This window comes from Marinobacter nauticus ATCC 49840 (genome assembly GCF_000284615.1).
Taxonomy (GTDB): Bacteria; Pseudomonadota; Gammaproteobacteria; order Pseudomonadales; family Oleiphilaceae; genus Marinobacter; species Marinobacter nauticus.
Genome location: NC_017067.1, coordinates 3,142,384 through 3,156,815, shown reverse-complemented (window position 1 = coordinate 3,156,815; position 14,432 = coordinate 3,142,384). Strand labels below are relative to the sequence as shown.

Sequence of the window (14,432 nt, the reverse complement as noted above, 5' to 3'; positions counted from 1 at the left end):
GGTAGCCAATCATTTCCGGTGGCTATGGCGGGCCGTGCCGGGTTTTTGCGCAAGCGGATATAGGGCCATGACCTGACCGGCGACGCCTGCAAAGGTCAGAGCCCAGCAGCCGGAAGAGAACCATAGAAGTTCAGGTTGGGAGTAGGGCGTGGCCCCCGCCAGGTAGCGGCTTATGGTGGCGGCTGCCACCAGTATCGCGATGGCGGTAACCTGCCATGCTGGCGGAAATGTCCGGCGTGCCCGCTGCCAGGCCAGTCGAAGCATCACGCTCCCCGAGAGTGTCCCCAGCGCTCCGACCACAATCAGGTGCAGCGCGGGAAGAGCCGGCCGTTCGGTCAGCAGGTGAGTGCCTGCGAACGCCGAGCCGATGGCCAGCCACAGATAGCCAAGGGCCAGCACCAGCAGGTCGGGCCGGTTACTGCAGTGCCAGAGCTTCCAGCGGACAATCCGGGTAACGACAAGTGCGCTGGCGGCGAGAAGAAGAGCGCCGGCCAGTTGTTCGGTGGCACTGAACAGCATCAATGCCATGGCGATTGGCAGGACGACCAGCAGCGCTCCTTCTATGTGGGGTTGTACCCGAGCTTCCAGGGGGACGCCCCGTTTCTCCAGAGACCCGGCCACGGCCGGTACAATAATCCTTCCGCCCATAAACGTCATCAGTAGTAGCAGGCCCAGGATGGTGGTTTGTAGCAGTCGGCGGGTGTCCGGCAACGGCAGGCCGGTTTCTGTCAGAAAGTAGATCAAAGCCATCAGGCATAGTACGAGAATCAGCGGGCCGGCAATTTTGTTGCGCCATTTCTTGGCCGCCTGAAACCGCGGCACCACGTGCCATGCCAGCAGCAACGCAAAAGCCGGGCTGAGTAACTGTGCGAAGAGCGTTTCGGGTGCCAGCAGCCAGGCAAGCCGGGCCGCTAACCAGAGCCCAAAGAGCAGAACGAGGGCGCGTCGGGGTTGCGGCCCCAGTGTGTAACCGGCGATCAATGCCAGTGCGAAACCAAAAATCAGCTCATGGCCATGGCCCGCACCAATCAGCCCCGGGGGCCACCCATAGCCGGATAGCGCTGCGTAGATGGACAATGGAACCACAGTAGCCGCCCAGAGCGAGGCCGCCGGGAAAAACAGCCAAAAGCTGTGCATATTGGGTTGTGTTGAGCGTGCCACAATGTCATCCGGAGTAATGAGTCGACTGAGTCGGAGTGTCAACGTTGGATGGGTTGTGGTCAATGCTTTGCTAACGGTGCGTGACGGCCACGCATTCAGACGGAATGAGGAAGAACCCCGTAATAGATAGCGCTGAAATGGCAGGCACTACCGCCAATGACGAACAGGTGCCACACCGCGTGCATGTAAGGGATGCGATCGGCCAGGTAAAAGGCTACACCGGCGGTATAGACAATGCCGCCAGCGATGGTCAGTTGCAGAGCCGTCTCACTGAGGTTGGCCACCAGGTCGGATGACGCGAAGGTGATCAGCCAGCCCATGGCAATGTAGATACCTACCCGTGCCAGTTTGAAACGGTTTTTGAAGATCACCTTCAGTACCACGCCGGTCAGCGCCAGGGACCAGATGACGGCAAACAGGGTCCAGCCGGTGGTGCCACGCATGTTGATCAGCAGAAAGGGTGTGTAGGTACCGGCAATCAGCAGGAAAATGGCGCAGTGATCCAGGGTCTTGAAGGCCGTTTTCAGGCGCGGATGGCGGGCGCCGTGGTAGAGCGCGGACGCCATGTACAACAGAATCAGTGAGGCACCGAATACGCTGAAACTGACAATCTTCCAGACATCCCCCAGTTGGCTGGCGCCTGCGATCAGGGCGACCGTCCCTACCACACTCAGCAGGGCTCCAATACCGTGGGTGGCGCTGTTAATCCACTCTTCTATCCTGTGATGAACGGAATCTGGCTGGCTGTGCGTCATGGTTTGGATAATTGCCTTATGGGGAAATTGCGATTCAACGAAAGTATAGGGTATTTCAGCGTACAAGTGTACGCAAATCGTGGCCCATGAACATTCTGTGACTTCGTTCAGAAAAACTGAAAGACCTGCCGGAAAACTTCCGTTTTTGTCTTGCCGACAGAGCAGTTAGGCTTTGAATCATCGAACGCACACACAGGAGATTGTTGCGATGGCGAAAATTCTTGTTCTTTATTACTCCATGTACGGGCACATCGAGACCATGGCCAATACCGTGGCCGAAGGCGCTCGCGGTGTTAATGGGGCCGATGTTGTTGTCAAGCGTGTTCCGGAGACCATGGCCGATGAAGCCTTTCTGAATGCCGGTGGCAAGGCCGATCAGGGCGCCCCGGTGGCGGACCCGAAAGAACTGGCAGACTACGACGCCATTATCTTCGGTACCCCGACACGCTTCGGCAACATGGCCGGCCAGATGCGTACGTTCCTGGACCAGACCGGTGGCCTCTGGGCTGAGGGCAAGCTCCATGGCAAGGTCGGCAGCGTCTTCACCTCCACCGGCACCGGCGGTGGTCAGGAACAGACTATTACCTCCTTCTGGACCACTCTTGCTCATCACGGCATGGTGCTGGTGCCGCTGGGTTACGGCATACCGGAATTCTTCGATATTTCAGAAGTGAACGGCGGCACGCCCTATGGCGCCTCGACCATTGCCGGCGGTGATGGTAGCCGCCAGCCCAGTGAGAAAGAGTTGGCCATTGCCCGTTTCCAGGGCAAGCACGTGGCGGAACTGGCGATCAAGCTGCACGGTTAATTGCAGCAGGAAGTGAACTCAGGTATTGGCGGCGGACAGAGTTCCGCCGCTTTTTTATGGGTTTTTACTTTGATTGGCAAAGGCGGTCTTGAGGCGGGAGAAGGTGGCTGGCACCACACCCAGCCAGGAAGCGAGCTGGTTATCCGGCACACGCTTGACCAGCTCCGGATATTCCTCCAGCAGCAGCTGGTAGCGTTCCCGGGCCGACATGGTGTGTTTTCGGTATTCCCGCATGCTGGTCAGTTCTGCGATTTCCTCTGTCAGTACCAGGGCAAACTTGTGCCATTGGCCATCGCCGTAGCTTTGGATGGCCGAACGGAACGCCGAAAAATCAGCTACCCACAGGGTGGCAGGCAGAACACTGGTCAGGCATAAGGTATTGCGAACCGTGCGGCTGCGACCAAAGACCGGCCAGATCAGGTCACCCTCTGAAAAGAAATGATGGACGGCGACCTTGCCGGCCGGGGATTCCCGGAACAATCGGAGGATGCCGTACTGAACCAGATAGACATTGCCCCAGGGACGGTCGTGTTTTTCCAGCGGGGTTTCCGGGTCTACCCGTTGTTGCTGAAACAGGCTGGCAAGATGATTGAGAAACCGGGCCTCCGGGTTATCCCGATTTTCGTTCAGGCAGATACCGAAGGCGTGGCTCAGGCCATTCAGGAGTGCCACTTCGGCGGGTGCGACACTGTAATGAATCAGATCATCACTGTCGCTACCCAGCAGGCATGGTGCGGAGGCCGCGGGCGGCCTGAAACTGCTGTTCATATCTTGACCCCGGCTGCATTAGCTTAGGTCAATTATCCTACCATGAAAGCTACATTCTAAATGACTTAAACCATTAAGCCTGTGTTACTCAGTCGATAAGGCCAGACTGGATACTAGTGACTGGTGCCTTCCTCGTAATGAATTTTGTTCCAGACGTTGTACTTGCCGGACGGCTTGTTCATCGGAATGCGTTTTTCCTCTTCCAGGGTATCTGCGTCATAGACAATGATGGCGCCATCATTATCCCAGATGCTCAGCAGCAGCTTCTCGCCATGGCGGTCGAATTCCACGTGAGCGGCTACCTTGCCTGGCTCCGGCTGAAGCGTCTTGACGATCTCCAGGGTCTGCTTGTCGATGATATGTACCTTGTCAGCATTGGGGCCGAAGAACACATCTGCCCAGGCGTAGCGGGAATTCTCGTGGCTGCGCATGAAGAATCCCGGGCCTTCGGTCTTCAGAGTCTTGATCACTTCCCAGGTCTCCATGTCGATAATGGAGATGGCGCCGGCCCGGAAGTGGGGGGTGGCCATTACCCGGCGGCCCTCATGCTCCCAGGTAATGCCGGAACCCAGGTGAGGCATGCCGGGCAGCGGCAGTTCAGCCGAGGTTTTGCCGGTATCCAGGTCGATCACCACGCCGTGTTTGCCATCCCGGGCAGCACCGATCAGGTGCTGGTATCCGGGGTCGAAAAAGAAGTCGTCCAGCAAGGTGTCGGTGGTCATCCGGCGCACCTTCGCTTCACGGTTTTCGACGGTGACCTCCCAGGCTTCGGGGATGTCTTTAAGGGCTGCGATAAAGCTGTCTCTGGGCGGTGCGGCGTAGACGGCACTTACCCGGGAGCTTTCATCAGCATCGTTTTCGACCGGGATGAAGTCCAGCATTTCCAGGTCGGCGGCATCGAACAGTACCATGGTGTGAGGCAGGTAATTGGCTGCCAGCACATAGTTTCCGTCAGCGGAAACCGCGATGTTGCGCATATTGATGCCGGCGCGAACCTCGGCCACGACTTTCAGATTGTAGATGTCGTACTTGGTGATCCAGCCATCCCGGGAGCCAAAGTACACATAACGGCCGTCCGGGCTGTATTTGGGGCCGCCGTGCAGGGCGAAGCGGCTGGGAAAGCGGTGGATGGGCTCCATCTTGTCGCCATCGAGCAGAGTGACATGGTGATCGCCGATTTCTACCACCAGGAACAGGTTCATCAGGTCCGCCTCAAACACTGGCTCATCCGGCAGTGAGCCCTGGGGGTGGCTGACTTCCCGGCTGTTGCGGATTTCCGCCTCACCCCATTTCAGCTCGTGGCTCGGGGGCTGATAGATGAAATCGGTCAGTTCCGCAATCTGCTGATCGTTAAGGATGGTTTTATAGCCCGCCATCTGCGTGGCTGGCCGCCCCTCCCGGATGACCCGTTCGGCCTCGGTTTTTTTCAGCCGGCCCAGGTTCTCGGGCAGCAGCGCAGGGCCCATGCCACCGAGCCTGTCCGGGCCGTGGCAGGCCGCGCATTGCTGCAGGTAAAGGGTCTCTGTGCTGTGGTTATTGGCCTGTTCGGCCAGGGCCGGGCCCGCGATCAGGGCGCCAGCGATCAGCAGGGTTGTGGTCAGGTTTGCTCGGGCTTGGTTCAGGTTCACCAGCTACAGCTCCCGGTTGGTCAGATAACGTTTTTCGTTCAGGCGGGCCGTTGGCCGGCTGTGACGGCAGGCTTGGTCAGGGCGCTGTTCCATCCTGCCTGGGCCGGGCGGGTCAGCTTGTCAGCCAGTTGCACCACCTCGCCCACAATAATCAGGGTGGGGGGCTGGAAGTCTTCCCGATCAATGGTGTCTACCAGGTCTTTCAGGGTGGTGACCGTCATGTGTTGCAGTGGTGTGGTGCCGCGCTCCACCAGAGCCACCGGGCAGTTTTCTGAAAGGCCGTGGGCCGTCAGTTCGCGAACAATGGTCGGTGCATTGTGCAGGCCCATGTAGAACACCCGGGTCTGCCCTGGTGCGGCCAGTACCGGCCAGTTGAGTTCCAGAGTCTGGTCAGCCTTACGGTGACCGGTGACGAAGGTCACGCTCTGGGAATAATCCCGGTGGGTCAGAGGAATGCCGCAGTAAGAGGCGCACCCCGCCGCAGAGGTAATGCCGGGCACCACCTGGAAATCGATGTCATTGTCCACCAGGAACTCAGCTTCTTCTCCGCCGCGGCCAAAAATATATGGATCGCCGCCTTTCAGGCGCACTACCCGCCGCTGTTTCATGGCCAGTTGCACCAGCAGTTCGTTGGTTTCTTCCTGGGGTACGTAGTGGCACCCGCTGGCCTTGCCCACATGAATGCGTTCAGCACGGGGGTTCACCAGTTCCATGATCTGCGGGGAAACCAGGCGATCATAAACAACGGCATCGGCCTGCTGAATCAGCATCAGCGCGCGCAGCGTGAGTAACCCGGGGTCACCCGGCCCGGCACCGACAATAGCAACTTCTCCCGGCCGCAGAGGTTGTTCCGCAAGCTGGAACTCCACCAGGCATTTTTTTCGCGGGTTTGTGGTCATGGCGCGTTCCTTAAAGATTGTGAACCGGGATTTCGATCACCGGAGCGGCGACCCGTCGCGGGGTGTTATCAACTACCCCGATTTCCTCGTTGGTGAGATAGCAGCCCGGATCTTCCTCCCAGAAGTCGCCAGACACGTTGTAAGCCCGTACCCGGGTATTGCCGTTGCAGATATTCAGGTATCTGCAGTCTGCGCAGCGCCCTTTTACCGGGCGCGGATGCTGGCGGAAGCCCTGCATCAGCGGATCGGTGGTTTCCGACCAGATCTTCGAAAACGGGGTTTCCCGCACGTTGCCCAGGTTGTGATCCCACCAGAAGGTGTCCGGATGCACCACGCCGAGGTTGTCGATATTGGAGATATTTACGCCGGAGGAGTTGCCGCCCCAGTTGGTCAGCCGCTGGGTGAGGGCGTCGACCTGGTCCGGGTAATGCTCTTTGGCCCACTCAATCAGAAAGGGACCGTCAGCATCGTTGTTGCCGGTGACGTACTCCCGCTCGATACCGCGCTTGAGTTCGTCGTGGCAGTGGTTGAACAGCAGGTTCATGGCATCGCGGGTCATGTCGTACCAGGCATCCCGCTTCTTGTTGCGGCCGCCCCGGCCGGAGTAGTTCAGGTGCGACAGGTAGAACTTGTCGATCTGGTGCTCGTCCAGCATCTCCAGCATGGCCGGCAGTTCCGGGTAGTTATCCTGGGTCAGGGTGAAGCGCAGGCCCACTTTGATGCCGGCTTGCTTGCACAGGGCTACGGCGTGCATGGACTCTTTGAAGGCGCCTTTTTTCTGGCGGAATTCATCGTGGGTGGTTTCCAGGCCGTCGATACTGATGCCTACGTAGTCGTAGCCCACCTCGGCGATTTTGCTGATGTTGTCTTCGGTAATCAGGGTGCCATTGGTGGACAGGCCCACGTAGAAGCCCATAGCTTTAGCCCGGTGGGAAATATCAAAGATGTCGGGTCGCATCAGGGGTTCGCCGCCGGAGAGGATGAGTACCGGTACGCCGAAGGCTTTCAGGTCGTCCATCACCTTGTAGACTTCCTGGGTGGTGAGTTCGCCCTTGAAATCGATGTCCGCTGAAATCGAATAGCAGTGCTTGCAGGTGAGGTTGCAACGGCGGATCAGGTTCCAGATTACCACCGGGCCGCTGGGCTTGGGGACCGGGCGCACCGGTACCGGGTTCATCAGGCTCTTGATGTAGCGGGTCATGCGAAACATAGTTTTTCTCTCTCATCGGGAGTGGCTTTCTTGCCTCTCCGGGCGGGCCTTTACCGGCTCTCTGCCCTTCTAACTATCCCCCTGCGGGCGCTGGGTATCCATACCTTTGATGGAGTACTTCAGGAGGTACGTGCTACTGCTTATCTGTTTGTTTTTTCAGTCGTAATCCTGTTTTTTTCAGGATGGCGGAACTGTACAGGATGGTGTGTCCGGTGCAGGCGTCGCCGAGTACCTCGCGGATTTGGGCTGCCTTGTGCTCGACTTCCTCGCGGCTGATCCCATGCACCATGGCGAAGAGGTTGAAGCTCCAGTAGGGCAGGTGTCTTGGTCGGCGGTAGCAGTGGCTGACAAAGGGCAGGCAGCCGACTTTCTCGCCGAGTTCGGCGATTGCATCATCCCGGACATCCCACACGGTCATGCCATTGAACCGGTACCCGAGTTTGTAGTGATCTGGTACCGCCGCGACTCTCCGGATGACCCCGGCTTCCTGCATTCGTTGAAAACGTGACAGCACCTCGTCTGCGGGCATGTCGAGCTGTTTTCCCAGTTCGGCCCAAGGGTCGGAAACCAGCGGTAATCCGGATTGGGTGGCAACGATGAGTTCACGATCCCGGTTACTCAGCACCGGGTCAGACTTCAAAGTGAAGGTGGACATGGAACTCCTGCTCCTTGGGCATGTTGTAGACCGGGTAGCCCGTAAGTAACTCAATCCGCTTGATGGTTTCGTCAATGCCTTCCGGTGTTTCCGTGGCCAGAACAAACCACATGTTCAACTCATGCTCGCGGCGGTAGTTGTGGGCTACCTCGGGGAAGCTGTTCACCTGCTCGGTCACATTGGCGAAATCTTCATCCGGAATGCGCATGGCCGCGAGCGTCAGGCCGCCGCCCATTTCGCCAGCATGAAACATCGGGCCAAAACGAGTCAGGGTCCCGTTGTCCAGCAATGCCTGGAGGTGCTTCAGCAGAGTTACTTCTGATACACCCAATTCATCGGCCACGTCTTTGTAGGGGGTTCGCGTAAGTGGCAGGCCGTATTGCAGGCGGTTGATGATGGCACGCTCCAGGGGCGTGAATTCGGGTAGTACAGGCATGTGGTCTGATGGCTTTGAACGCTCAGCAATTGCTGACATAACGGCCTCCGCGCTGCAGGTAGGCTTTGTTGCTGAACAGGATGGCGTGATCCACATTGCTCAACTCGTGTTGCTCAATCAGACCAGCGAGCTGATTCAGAACCCGTTCGCGACTGACGCCGTGAATCATGCAGAACAGGTTGTAGGGCCAGTCTGGCAGGCGTCTTGGGCGCTGGTAACAGAGGGTGACACAAGCGTCGGCTGCCATGGCATTGCCGAGCGTCGAAACCCGATCGTCCGGTACGTTCCAGACCACCATGGCGTTAGCCCGATAGCCCAGTGTGCGATGCTTGACCACTAGCCCCAGGCGTTTGATCAGGCCCTGCTGCTGCCACTGGCTGACAGCGTTCATAACCTGTTGTTCGGACAGCCCGGTGCGCTCGGCCAGGGTCTGATAGGGGCGAGGTGTCAGGGGGAGGCCGTTTTCCAGCTGCTCGCGTAACCTCAGCAGGCCCCAGGCACTAATGGATTCGGTATCAAACAGGTAGCTGTAGTTCGGGCCGGTGGCTGGCAGGTTCATGGTAATGCCTCCCAGTCGATGTCAAAGCCCAGGTCGATATGATAACCCTCGACCATTGGCAGTCTCAGCATTGGCAGCTTCAACTGGTGTTCCAGTTCGTCCAGCCGTTCCTCCAGGGTGTCTTCATCCGGAGCGGTCATCACGAACCAGAGGTTGTAGGTGTGCTCCCGGGCGTAGTTATGATTCACCCCCGGGGCACGGTTGATCCGGGCCGCCACCAGATCCATCTGTTCTTCTGGCGCGGCCACGGCAGCCAGCAGGCTGGCGCCTGCCTGGCTGTGTTCGAAAACCGGTCCGACCCGGCTGAGCACCTGCTGTTCCTGCAGGGCAGACAGTCTCTGGATAACCTCCTCCTCGGTCAGGCCCAGTGCCCGGGCCATTTCCTCGTAGGGGCGTTCGCAGACCGGCAGATTACGCTGGTAACTGTCGATCATTTGTCTGTCTGCCGCATCCAGTCTCATCAGATTGCTCCTCCGGGCCGGGGCCGGGATCAGTACACGTCGTGCTGGGTGTTGTAAGTGTTGAACTTACCTGTCGGGGTAACCAGATAGTCACCCTTGATCACCTTCTTCAGCTTGCGTGTCTTGTCGTCAACCACAACGATGGCGGATTTCTTGTCCTGTGCATTCCAGACAGAGAACCACACTTCATCGCCCGCCTTGTTGTATTCCGGCTGAACCACGCGCTTGGGACCTTCGCCCAGATCAGCCCAGTCGGCAATCGGCAGCACCTCATAGCCGGCATCAAAGTTGTTGATGTCGAAGACGGCGACGCTCTGGCTGACGGCTTCCGCTGGGTTGAGGGCCGTGTCAACGTAAAGGTTGGTAGACTCCGGATGGGTCTTCACGAACAGTGAGCCACCACCCTGGCCGTCCACGGTGCGGACCACCTTCCAGGCTTTGTCCGGGTGGCCTTCCGGGTCGGTACCGATCATCTGGATGGTCTGATCACCCAGGTGAGAAGTCGCCCAGACAGGACCATGCTCGGGGTCAACGAAGTTGGCGCCACGACCGGGGTGCGGAATCTTGCCAACATCAACAATCGCCTCCAGGTTACGATCCTGAGCATCCACAACCGCAATCTTGTTGGAGTTGTTGGCCGCTGTCAGGAAGTAACGCATGCTGGCATCCCAGCCGCCATCGTGCAGGAATTTTGCTGCATCAATGGAGGTGATGTTCATGTTCTCCATGTCTTCGTAGTTCACCAGCATGATCTTGCCGGTTTCCTTCACGTTGACGATGAATTCCGGATGGGCGTGGGACGCGACAATGGCAGCTACCCGAGGCTCAGGATGGTATTCCTGGTCGCCTACGGTCATGCCCCGGGTGCTCACAATCTTCTTGGGCTCCAGGGTGTCGCCGTCCATGATCACGAACTGCGGTGGCCAGTAGGTGCCGGCAATGGCGAGCTTGTCTTCCCAGCCCTTGTACTTGGAGGTTTCGACAGAGCGTGCTTCCATACCGACCTTGATCTTGGCGACGGTTTTAGGCTCTTCCATCCACAGGTCGATCATGTTGATCAGGGCGTCACGACCGATAACCATCACGTAGCGGCCGGAGGCAGACATCCGGGAGATGTGTACCGCGTAGCCGGTATCGATGATCTTCACGACCTCCTTGGAATCACCGTCGATCAGGGCGATCTGGCCGGCATCACGCAGGGTGACGCTGAACAGGTTTTCCAGGTCCAGGTCGTTCATTTGCTTGGTCGGCCGGTCTTCCGGCGGAACGATCACTTCCCAGGTTTCCTTCATGTCAGCCAGGCTGAATTCGGGAGGCATGGGAGGCTCGTGCATGATGTACTTGGCCATCAGTTCCACGGTTTCTTCATCGAAGTCACCGGAGGTCAGCCAGTTCGGCATACCGGCCGGGGAGCCGTAACTGATAAACGCCTTGAGGTAGTCGATACCGCGCTCCTGGGTGATGTCCGGAGTCAGCGGCTTACCGGTGGCGCCTTTACGCAGTACGCCGTGACAGCCGGCGCAGCGCTGGAAGTAGATCTGCTTCGCTTTCTCGAATTCCGCATCGGTCAGATCCGGCGCACCGGGGGAGCGAACAATCTTGGCAGATTCCGCTTCTACCGCACTGGGGGTGCCTTCATAGGCCATGGTGGACTTGTCAGGGTCTTTCGGGGCGGCCTGTGCGTTCATTACGCCCAACGACGTAATGGCCACTGCCAGTGCCAGCGGCTTGATCATCAGTTTGGTTACTCTCATCAGGTTCTCTCCTTGGGGTTCAAGAGTACTCCTAGGTTTCTCTTGTTATGGCTTATGAACCTTGATTAATGTCAGAAAGATGCTGGTTTTCAAGAGAGTACCTCGCAGGTGGTAGATGGCGTATGCCTAAAGATCACTGGATACCTGCCAAAAATTTAATCAATATCAAGGCCATGAAATTGTTGGGATTGCAGCATGGCTGTGATCCTTCAGGAGAGCGCTGATGAAACGGTCCGCACTGGGCGTTTGCTGGCAAGTGGGTGTATTGGCTACCGCCCTGATGCTGTCGGCAGGCGCTGTTGCCGGGGCACCGGAAACCGAGGATGAGTTGGCCAATTTTGTCATTCAGGATTGTGGCTCCTGCCATGGCCTGAAACTGAAAGGTGGCCTTGGCCCGCCCTTACGGCCTGAGGATATCGACGCCCTGCCAGAGACAGCCGTTGCGGCCATCATCCGGGAGGGCGTTCCCGGTACGGCCATGCCACCCTGGAAAGCTCTGCTGAGCGACCAGGAAATTGCCTGGATCAGCCGGCAGCTGAAATCTGGCGCCTTGATTGCCCCCGAAGCCGATTCTTCCCGAAGCCGATAACCGAAGGACCCACGATGAAACGTCTGTTTGCACCGATTGCACTGATCATCGCCGCCACCGTAACCACCGGCTGCCAATCCCTGTCGGCATCTCCGCCTGTTGAGCTTCGCGGCACAGGTGACCTGGGTTTGATCATCGAACGGGCCACAGGCTCGGTATTGGTGGTTGACCACTCCGAACACGAAATCCTGGGCCGGGTAGAAGGGCTGGGCGATTTGTCTCACGCCTCAGTGGTGTACTCGCGGGATGCCCGATACGGTTATGTCTTTGGTCGTGATGGCGGGCTCACCAAAGTCGACCTGCTAACCCGCACGGTGACTGACCGGGTGATCCAGTCCGGTAACAGCATCGGCGGGGCTATTTCGCAGGACGGCCGTTACGTGGCGGTATCCAATTACGAGCCCGGTGGCGTGAACATTTTCGACAGTGAGACCCTGGATACCGTGGCGGAAATTCCGGCGTTTTACACCAACGCCCAGGGCGAGCAGGATCAGTCCAAGACGGTGGGCCTGGTGGATGCCCCGGGCAACCAGTTTGTGTTCAGCCTGTTCGAGGCCGGTGAAATCTGGACCGTGGATATGCAAAGTAATCCGCCCGGCGTATCCCGCCATGACGCCGGCAAAGAACCCTACGACGCCCTTATCACTCCCGATGGCCGCTTCTACATTGCCGGCCTGTTCGGGGAAGACGGCTTGTCGATGGTGGATCTGTGGGAGCCGGCACAGGGCGCACAGACCATTCTGCCGGGTTACGGCAAGGGTGAGCAGCGCCTGCCTGTGTACAAGATGCCGCATCTGGAGGGCTGGGCCATCGCCGACGGTTATGCCTTTGTGCCGGCCGTCGGTCGCCACGAAGTGTTGGTGGCGGAGATGGAAGGCTGGAGCATGGTGCAGCGCATTCCGGTGCAGGGCCAGCCGGTGTTTGTGATGGCCAGTCCGGACAACCGCCAGATCTGGGTCAGCTTTGCCCACCCGAAGAACGATGTGGTGCAGGTGATTGATTCCCGCACCCGGGAAATCATTCGCACCCTGGAGCCGGGCAAGTCCGTACTGCACATGGAATTCACCCCGCGTGGTGAGGAAGTATGGGTCTCTTCCCGGGACAGTGATCGGGTGACTGTCTATAACACCCGTACTCTTGAAGAGGTGGCTACCCTGCCGGCGCGGAAGCCATCCGGAATCTTCTTTACCAACCGGGCGCATCAGCTGGGTCTTTGAGATGAAACCAGCGATCGGCACCTGGCTGTTTCTGATGCTGGCCAGTAACGCAGGCGCGGCTCAGGAGTATGGTTCCGTGCGGGTTGAGGTGATGACGGAGGCGCGCTCAACCACGGTCGCCAGTTATCGGTTGCAGCGCTATCTCGAGGCCCGGGACTGTGAGGCCGAGCTGCTGTTCAATCGGGCCGGCGACAGTGACCTGGTTTACCGGCCCGATGGTTCTGATAACCGGCGTGTGCTGGACGCCGTCAATGCCTTTGGCAACTACCCCGTTCCGGTCTGGGTAACCCGTAAAACTGCTGGGGTGCGGTCGCTGGAAGAACTGGACGACCGGGATGTGTCTTTGGTCGCTGGAAGCGATCCGGTATCCGGTCGTCTGGCTTTGCGAGCTTTGGCCTCGGTGGGTGTAACCCCGAAACCGGGCCAGCGATACGAAGCGGGGGATTTCAACTCGGCCCTGGGTTTGTTGCTGCATAACAACACCCATGCGTCGGTCTCTGAACTTGGGCTGGTTACGCCGTTTCTGGAATCCCAGGGCCTGGCCATCACCTGGCAGGGCGAGCCGGTCCGTGGTGCTGGCTGGTATGCCAACGCTAAAACAGACAGCGCGAATCCTGAATTGCAGCCGTGTCTGAAGGCATTGCTGCAGCTGAAGCGCAGCGACGATCGCCAGATATTCAATCTTTTTCCGGAATGGGTGCACGGCTTTGCCACGCCCGATTCCCAGCCATAAAAGGAAGCTGTTTATGACCTTCTACCAACCCGCCGGCAATGAAGTCGAACTGTTCACCGCCGCCGCCGAAAACGGTCTGCCGGTACTGATCAAAGGCCCCACCGGTTGTGGAAAAACCCGCTTCGTCCGTTACATGGCGGAGAAGCTTGGTCGACCGGTCTATACCGTTGCTTGCCACGATGACCTTACCGCCTCTGATCTGGTTGGCCGGCACCTGATCGGCCCGGACGGCACCTATTGGCAGGATGGCCCGCTGACCCGGGCGGTGCGGGAAGGCGGAATCTGCTACCTTGATGAGGTGGTGGAAGCACGAAAGGATACCACGGTGGTACTGCACCCGCTGGCGGACGACCGCCGGGAGTTACCCATCGAGCGCACCGGAGAGCTGCTGAAAGCCGCCCCCGGATTCATGCTGGTGGTGTCCTACAATCCGGGTTACCAGAGCCTGCTGAAGGGCATGAAGCCCAGTACCCGGCAGCGGTTCGTCTCCATGAGCTTCGATTACCCGACGCCGGATGTGGAGCAGACCATCGTGCAGGAGGAGTCCGGTTGCGATGCCGACCTGGCGAAGCAATTGGTGGGGCTGGCAACCTCGTTGCGCAAGCTGAAAGATCACGACCTGGAAGAAGCGGCGTCTACTCGCCTGCTGATTCACACGGCTTACCTGGTTGCATCCGGTATGCCCCACATCGAAGCCTGCCGGGCCGGGATGATCGAGCCGCTATCGGATGATGCGGTGACTGTGAATGCACTGATGGAGGTGGTGTATGCCGTATTCGGGCAGTCCGAAGACTGAACC

16 protein-coding genes are annotated in these 14,432 nt (G+C 58.6%); 5 read left to right on the top strand and 11 right to left on the bottom strand.

Annotated elements, in window-relative coordinates:
• Positions 1-9: 9 nt before the first annotated feature.
• Positions 10-1,161 carry an NnrS family protein gene (locus MARHY_RS14675; protein WP_226374345.1) on the bottom strand — a complete coding sequence of 384 codons (1,152 nt, stop codon included), beginning with the start codon at positions 1,159-1,161 and terminating at the stop codon, positions 10-12.
• A gap of 95 nt (positions 1,162-1,256) precedes the next feature.
• Positions 1,257-1,916 carry a PAQR family membrane homeostasis protein TrhA gene (gene trhA / locus MARHY_RS14670; protein ID WP_041655039.1) on the bottom strand — a complete coding sequence of 220 codons (660 nt, stop codon included), beginning with the start codon at positions 1,914-1,916 and terminating at the stop codon, positions 1,257-1,259.
• A gap of 208 nt (positions 1,917-2,124) precedes the next feature.
• Between trhA and wrbA the strand changes: the two genes are divergently transcribed.
• On the top strand, positions 2,125-2,724 hold the full coding sequence (wrbA, locus tag MARHY_RS14665) for an NAD(P)H:quinone oxidoreductase (RefSeq protein WP_014422496.1): 600 nt from the start codon (positions 2,125-2,127) through the stop codon (positions 2,722-2,724).
• Between the two features lie 54 nt (positions 2,725-2,778).
• Here the strand turns inward: wrbA and MARHY_RS14660 are convergent, their stop codons facing one another.
• From MARHY_RS14660 to MARHY_RS14620, 9 genes are all read right to left on the bottom strand, one after another.
• Positions 2,779-3,492, bottom strand: coding sequence for a Crp/Fnr family transcriptional regulator (locus MARHY_RS14660; RefSeq protein WP_014422495.1), 714 nt, complete (start codon positions 3,490-3,492; stop codon positions 2,779-2,781).
• A 113-nt stretch (positions 3,493-3,605) separates the two neighbouring features.
• Entirely contained in the window at positions 3,606-5,120 is a 1,515-nt protein-coding gene (locus tag MARHY_RS14655) for a cytochrome D1 domain-containing protein (protein WP_014422494.1), read from the bottom strand.
• A gap of 38 nt (positions 5,121-5,158) precedes the next feature.
• Complete coding sequence (gene cobA / locus MARHY_RS14650) at positions 5,159-6,019, bottom strand: uroporphyrinogen-III C-methyltransferase (RefSeq protein WP_014422493.1); 861 nt, start codon at positions 6,017-6,019, stop codon at positions 5,159-5,161.
• Positions 6,020-6,029: 10 nt separating this feature from the next.
• Positions 6,030-7,229, bottom strand: a complete 1,200-nt coding sequence (nirJ, locus tag MARHY_RS14645) for a heme d1 biosynthesis radical SAM protein NirJ (RefSeq protein ID WP_014422492.1) — start codon at positions 7,227-7,229, stop codon at positions 6,030-6,032.
• A 133-nt stretch (positions 7,230-7,362) separates the two neighbouring features.
• Entirely contained in the window at positions 7,363-7,884 is a 522-nt protein-coding gene (ahbB, locus tag MARHY_RS14640) for a siroheme decarboxylase subunit beta (RefSeq protein ID WP_050999026.1), read from the bottom strand.
• Positions 7,859-8,320, bottom strand: a complete 462-nt coding sequence (locus MARHY_RS14635; RefSeq protein ID WP_014422490.1) for an Lrp/AsnC family transcriptional regulator — start codon at positions 8,318-8,320, stop codon at positions 7,859-7,861. Before MARHY_RS14635 ends, ahbB (MARHY_RS14640) begins: the two co-directional genes overlap by 26 nt.
• A 22-nt stretch (positions 8,321-8,342) precedes the next feature.
• Positions 8,343-8,879 (bottom strand): siroheme decarboxylase subunit beta, encoded by a 537-nt coding sequence (gene ahbB / locus MARHY_RS14630; protein WP_014422489.1) that lies wholly within the window; start codon positions 8,877-8,879, stop codon positions 8,343-8,345.
• On the bottom strand, positions 8,876-9,340 hold the full coding sequence (locus MARHY_RS14625) for an AsnC family transcriptional regulator (protein WP_014422488.1): 465 nt from the start codon (positions 9,338-9,340) through the stop codon (positions 8,876-8,878). Before MARHY_RS14625 ends, ahbB (MARHY_RS14630) begins: the two co-directional genes overlap by 4 nt.
• Before the next feature lie 29 nt (positions 9,341-9,369).
• Entirely contained in the window at positions 9,370-11,094 is a 1,725-nt protein-coding gene (locus MARHY_RS14620) for a nitrite reductase (protein ID WP_014422487.1), read from the bottom strand.
• A gap of 223 nt (positions 11,095-11,317) precedes the next feature.
• Here MARHY_RS14620 and MARHY_RS14615 point away from each other — a divergent pair, with 223 nt between their 5' ends.
• The 4 genes from MARHY_RS14615 to MARHY_RS14600 are packed head-to-tail and all read left to right on the top strand — an operon-like array spanning position 11,318 to position 14,429.
• Positions 11,318-11,683 (top strand): c-type cytochrome, encoded by a 366-nt coding sequence (locus MARHY_RS14615; RefSeq protein WP_041655036.1) that lies wholly within the window; start codon positions 11,318-11,320, stop codon positions 11,681-11,683.
• A gap of 14 nt (positions 11,684-11,697) precedes the next feature.
• Positions 11,698-12,900: a cytochrome D1 domain-containing protein gene (locus tag MARHY_RS14610; protein ID WP_014422485.1), complete on the top strand. Its 1,203-nt coding sequence runs from the start codon at positions 11,698-11,700 to the stop codon at positions 12,898-12,900.
• A 1-nt stretch (position 12,901) separates the two neighbouring features.
• Positions 12,902-13,633, top strand: coding sequence for a substrate-binding domain-containing protein (locus MARHY_RS14605; protein ID WP_014422484.1), 732 nt, complete (start codon positions 12,902-12,904; stop codon positions 13,631-13,633).
• Positions 13,634-13,646: 13 nt separating this feature from the next.
• Positions 13,647-14,429, top strand: coding sequence for a CbbQ/NirQ/NorQ/GpvN family protein (locus tag MARHY_RS14600; protein ID WP_041655034.1), 783 nt, complete (start codon positions 13,647-13,649; stop codon positions 14,427-14,429).
• The last annotated feature ends 3 nt before the right edge of the window (positions 14,430-14,432 follow it).

Excerpts from the sequence above, each read along its gene's own strand:
- ahbB (WP_014422489.1), bottom strand. The coding sequence starts at position 8,879 with ATGAACCTGCCAGCCACCGGCCCGAACTACAGCTACCTGTTTGATACC.
- MARHY_RS14635 (WP_014422490.1), bottom strand. The coding sequence starts at position 8,320 with ATGCCTGTACTACCCGAATTCACGCCCCTGGAGCGTGCCATCATCAAC.
- nirJ (WP_014422492.1), bottom strand. The coding sequence starts at position 7,229 with ATGTTTCGCATGACCCGCTACATCAAGAGCCTGATGAACCCGGTACCG.
- MARHY_RS14660 (WP_014422495.1), bottom strand. The coding sequence starts at position 3,492 with ATGAACAGCAGTTTCAGGCCGCCCGCGGCCTCCGCACCATGCCTGCTG.
- trhA (WP_041655039.1), bottom strand. The coding sequence starts at position 1,916 with ATGACGCACAGCCAGCCAGATTCCGTTCATCACAGGATAGAAGAGTGG.
- MARHY_RS14625 (WP_014422488.1), bottom strand. The coding sequence starts at position 9,340 with ATGAGACTGGATGCGGCAGACAGACAAATGATCGACAGTTACCAGCGT.
- wrbA (WP_014422496.1), top strand. The coding sequence starts at position 2,125 with ATGGCGAAAATTCTTGTTCTTTATTACTCCATGTACGGGCACATCGAG.
- MARHY_RS14620 (WP_014422487.1), bottom strand. The coding sequence starts at position 11,094 with ATGAGAGTAACCAAACTGATGATCAAGCCGCTGGCACTGGCAGTGGCC.
- ahbB (WP_050999026.1), bottom strand. The coding sequence starts at position 7,884 with ATGTCCACCTTCACTTTGAAGTCTGACCCGGTGCTGAGTAACCGGGAT.
- cobA (WP_014422493.1), bottom strand. The coding sequence starts at position 6,019 with ATGACCACAAACCCGCGAAAAAAATGCCTGGTGGAGTTCCAGCTTGCG.
- MARHY_RS14615 (WP_041655036.1), top strand. The coding sequence starts at position 11,318 with ATGAAACGGTCCGCACTGGGCGTTTGCTGGCAAGTGGGTGTATTGGCT.
- MARHY_RS14610 (WP_014422485.1), top strand. The coding sequence starts at position 11,698 with ATGAAACGTCTGTTTGCACCGATTGCACTGATCATCGCCGCCACCGTA.
- MARHY_RS14600 (WP_041655034.1), top strand. The coding sequence starts at position 13,647 with ATGACCTTCTACCAACCCGCCGGCAATGAAGTCGAACTGTTCACCGCC.
- MARHY_RS14605 (WP_014422484.1), top strand. The coding sequence starts at position 12,902 with ATGAAACCAGCGATCGGCACCTGGCTGTTTCTGATGCTGGCCAGTAAC.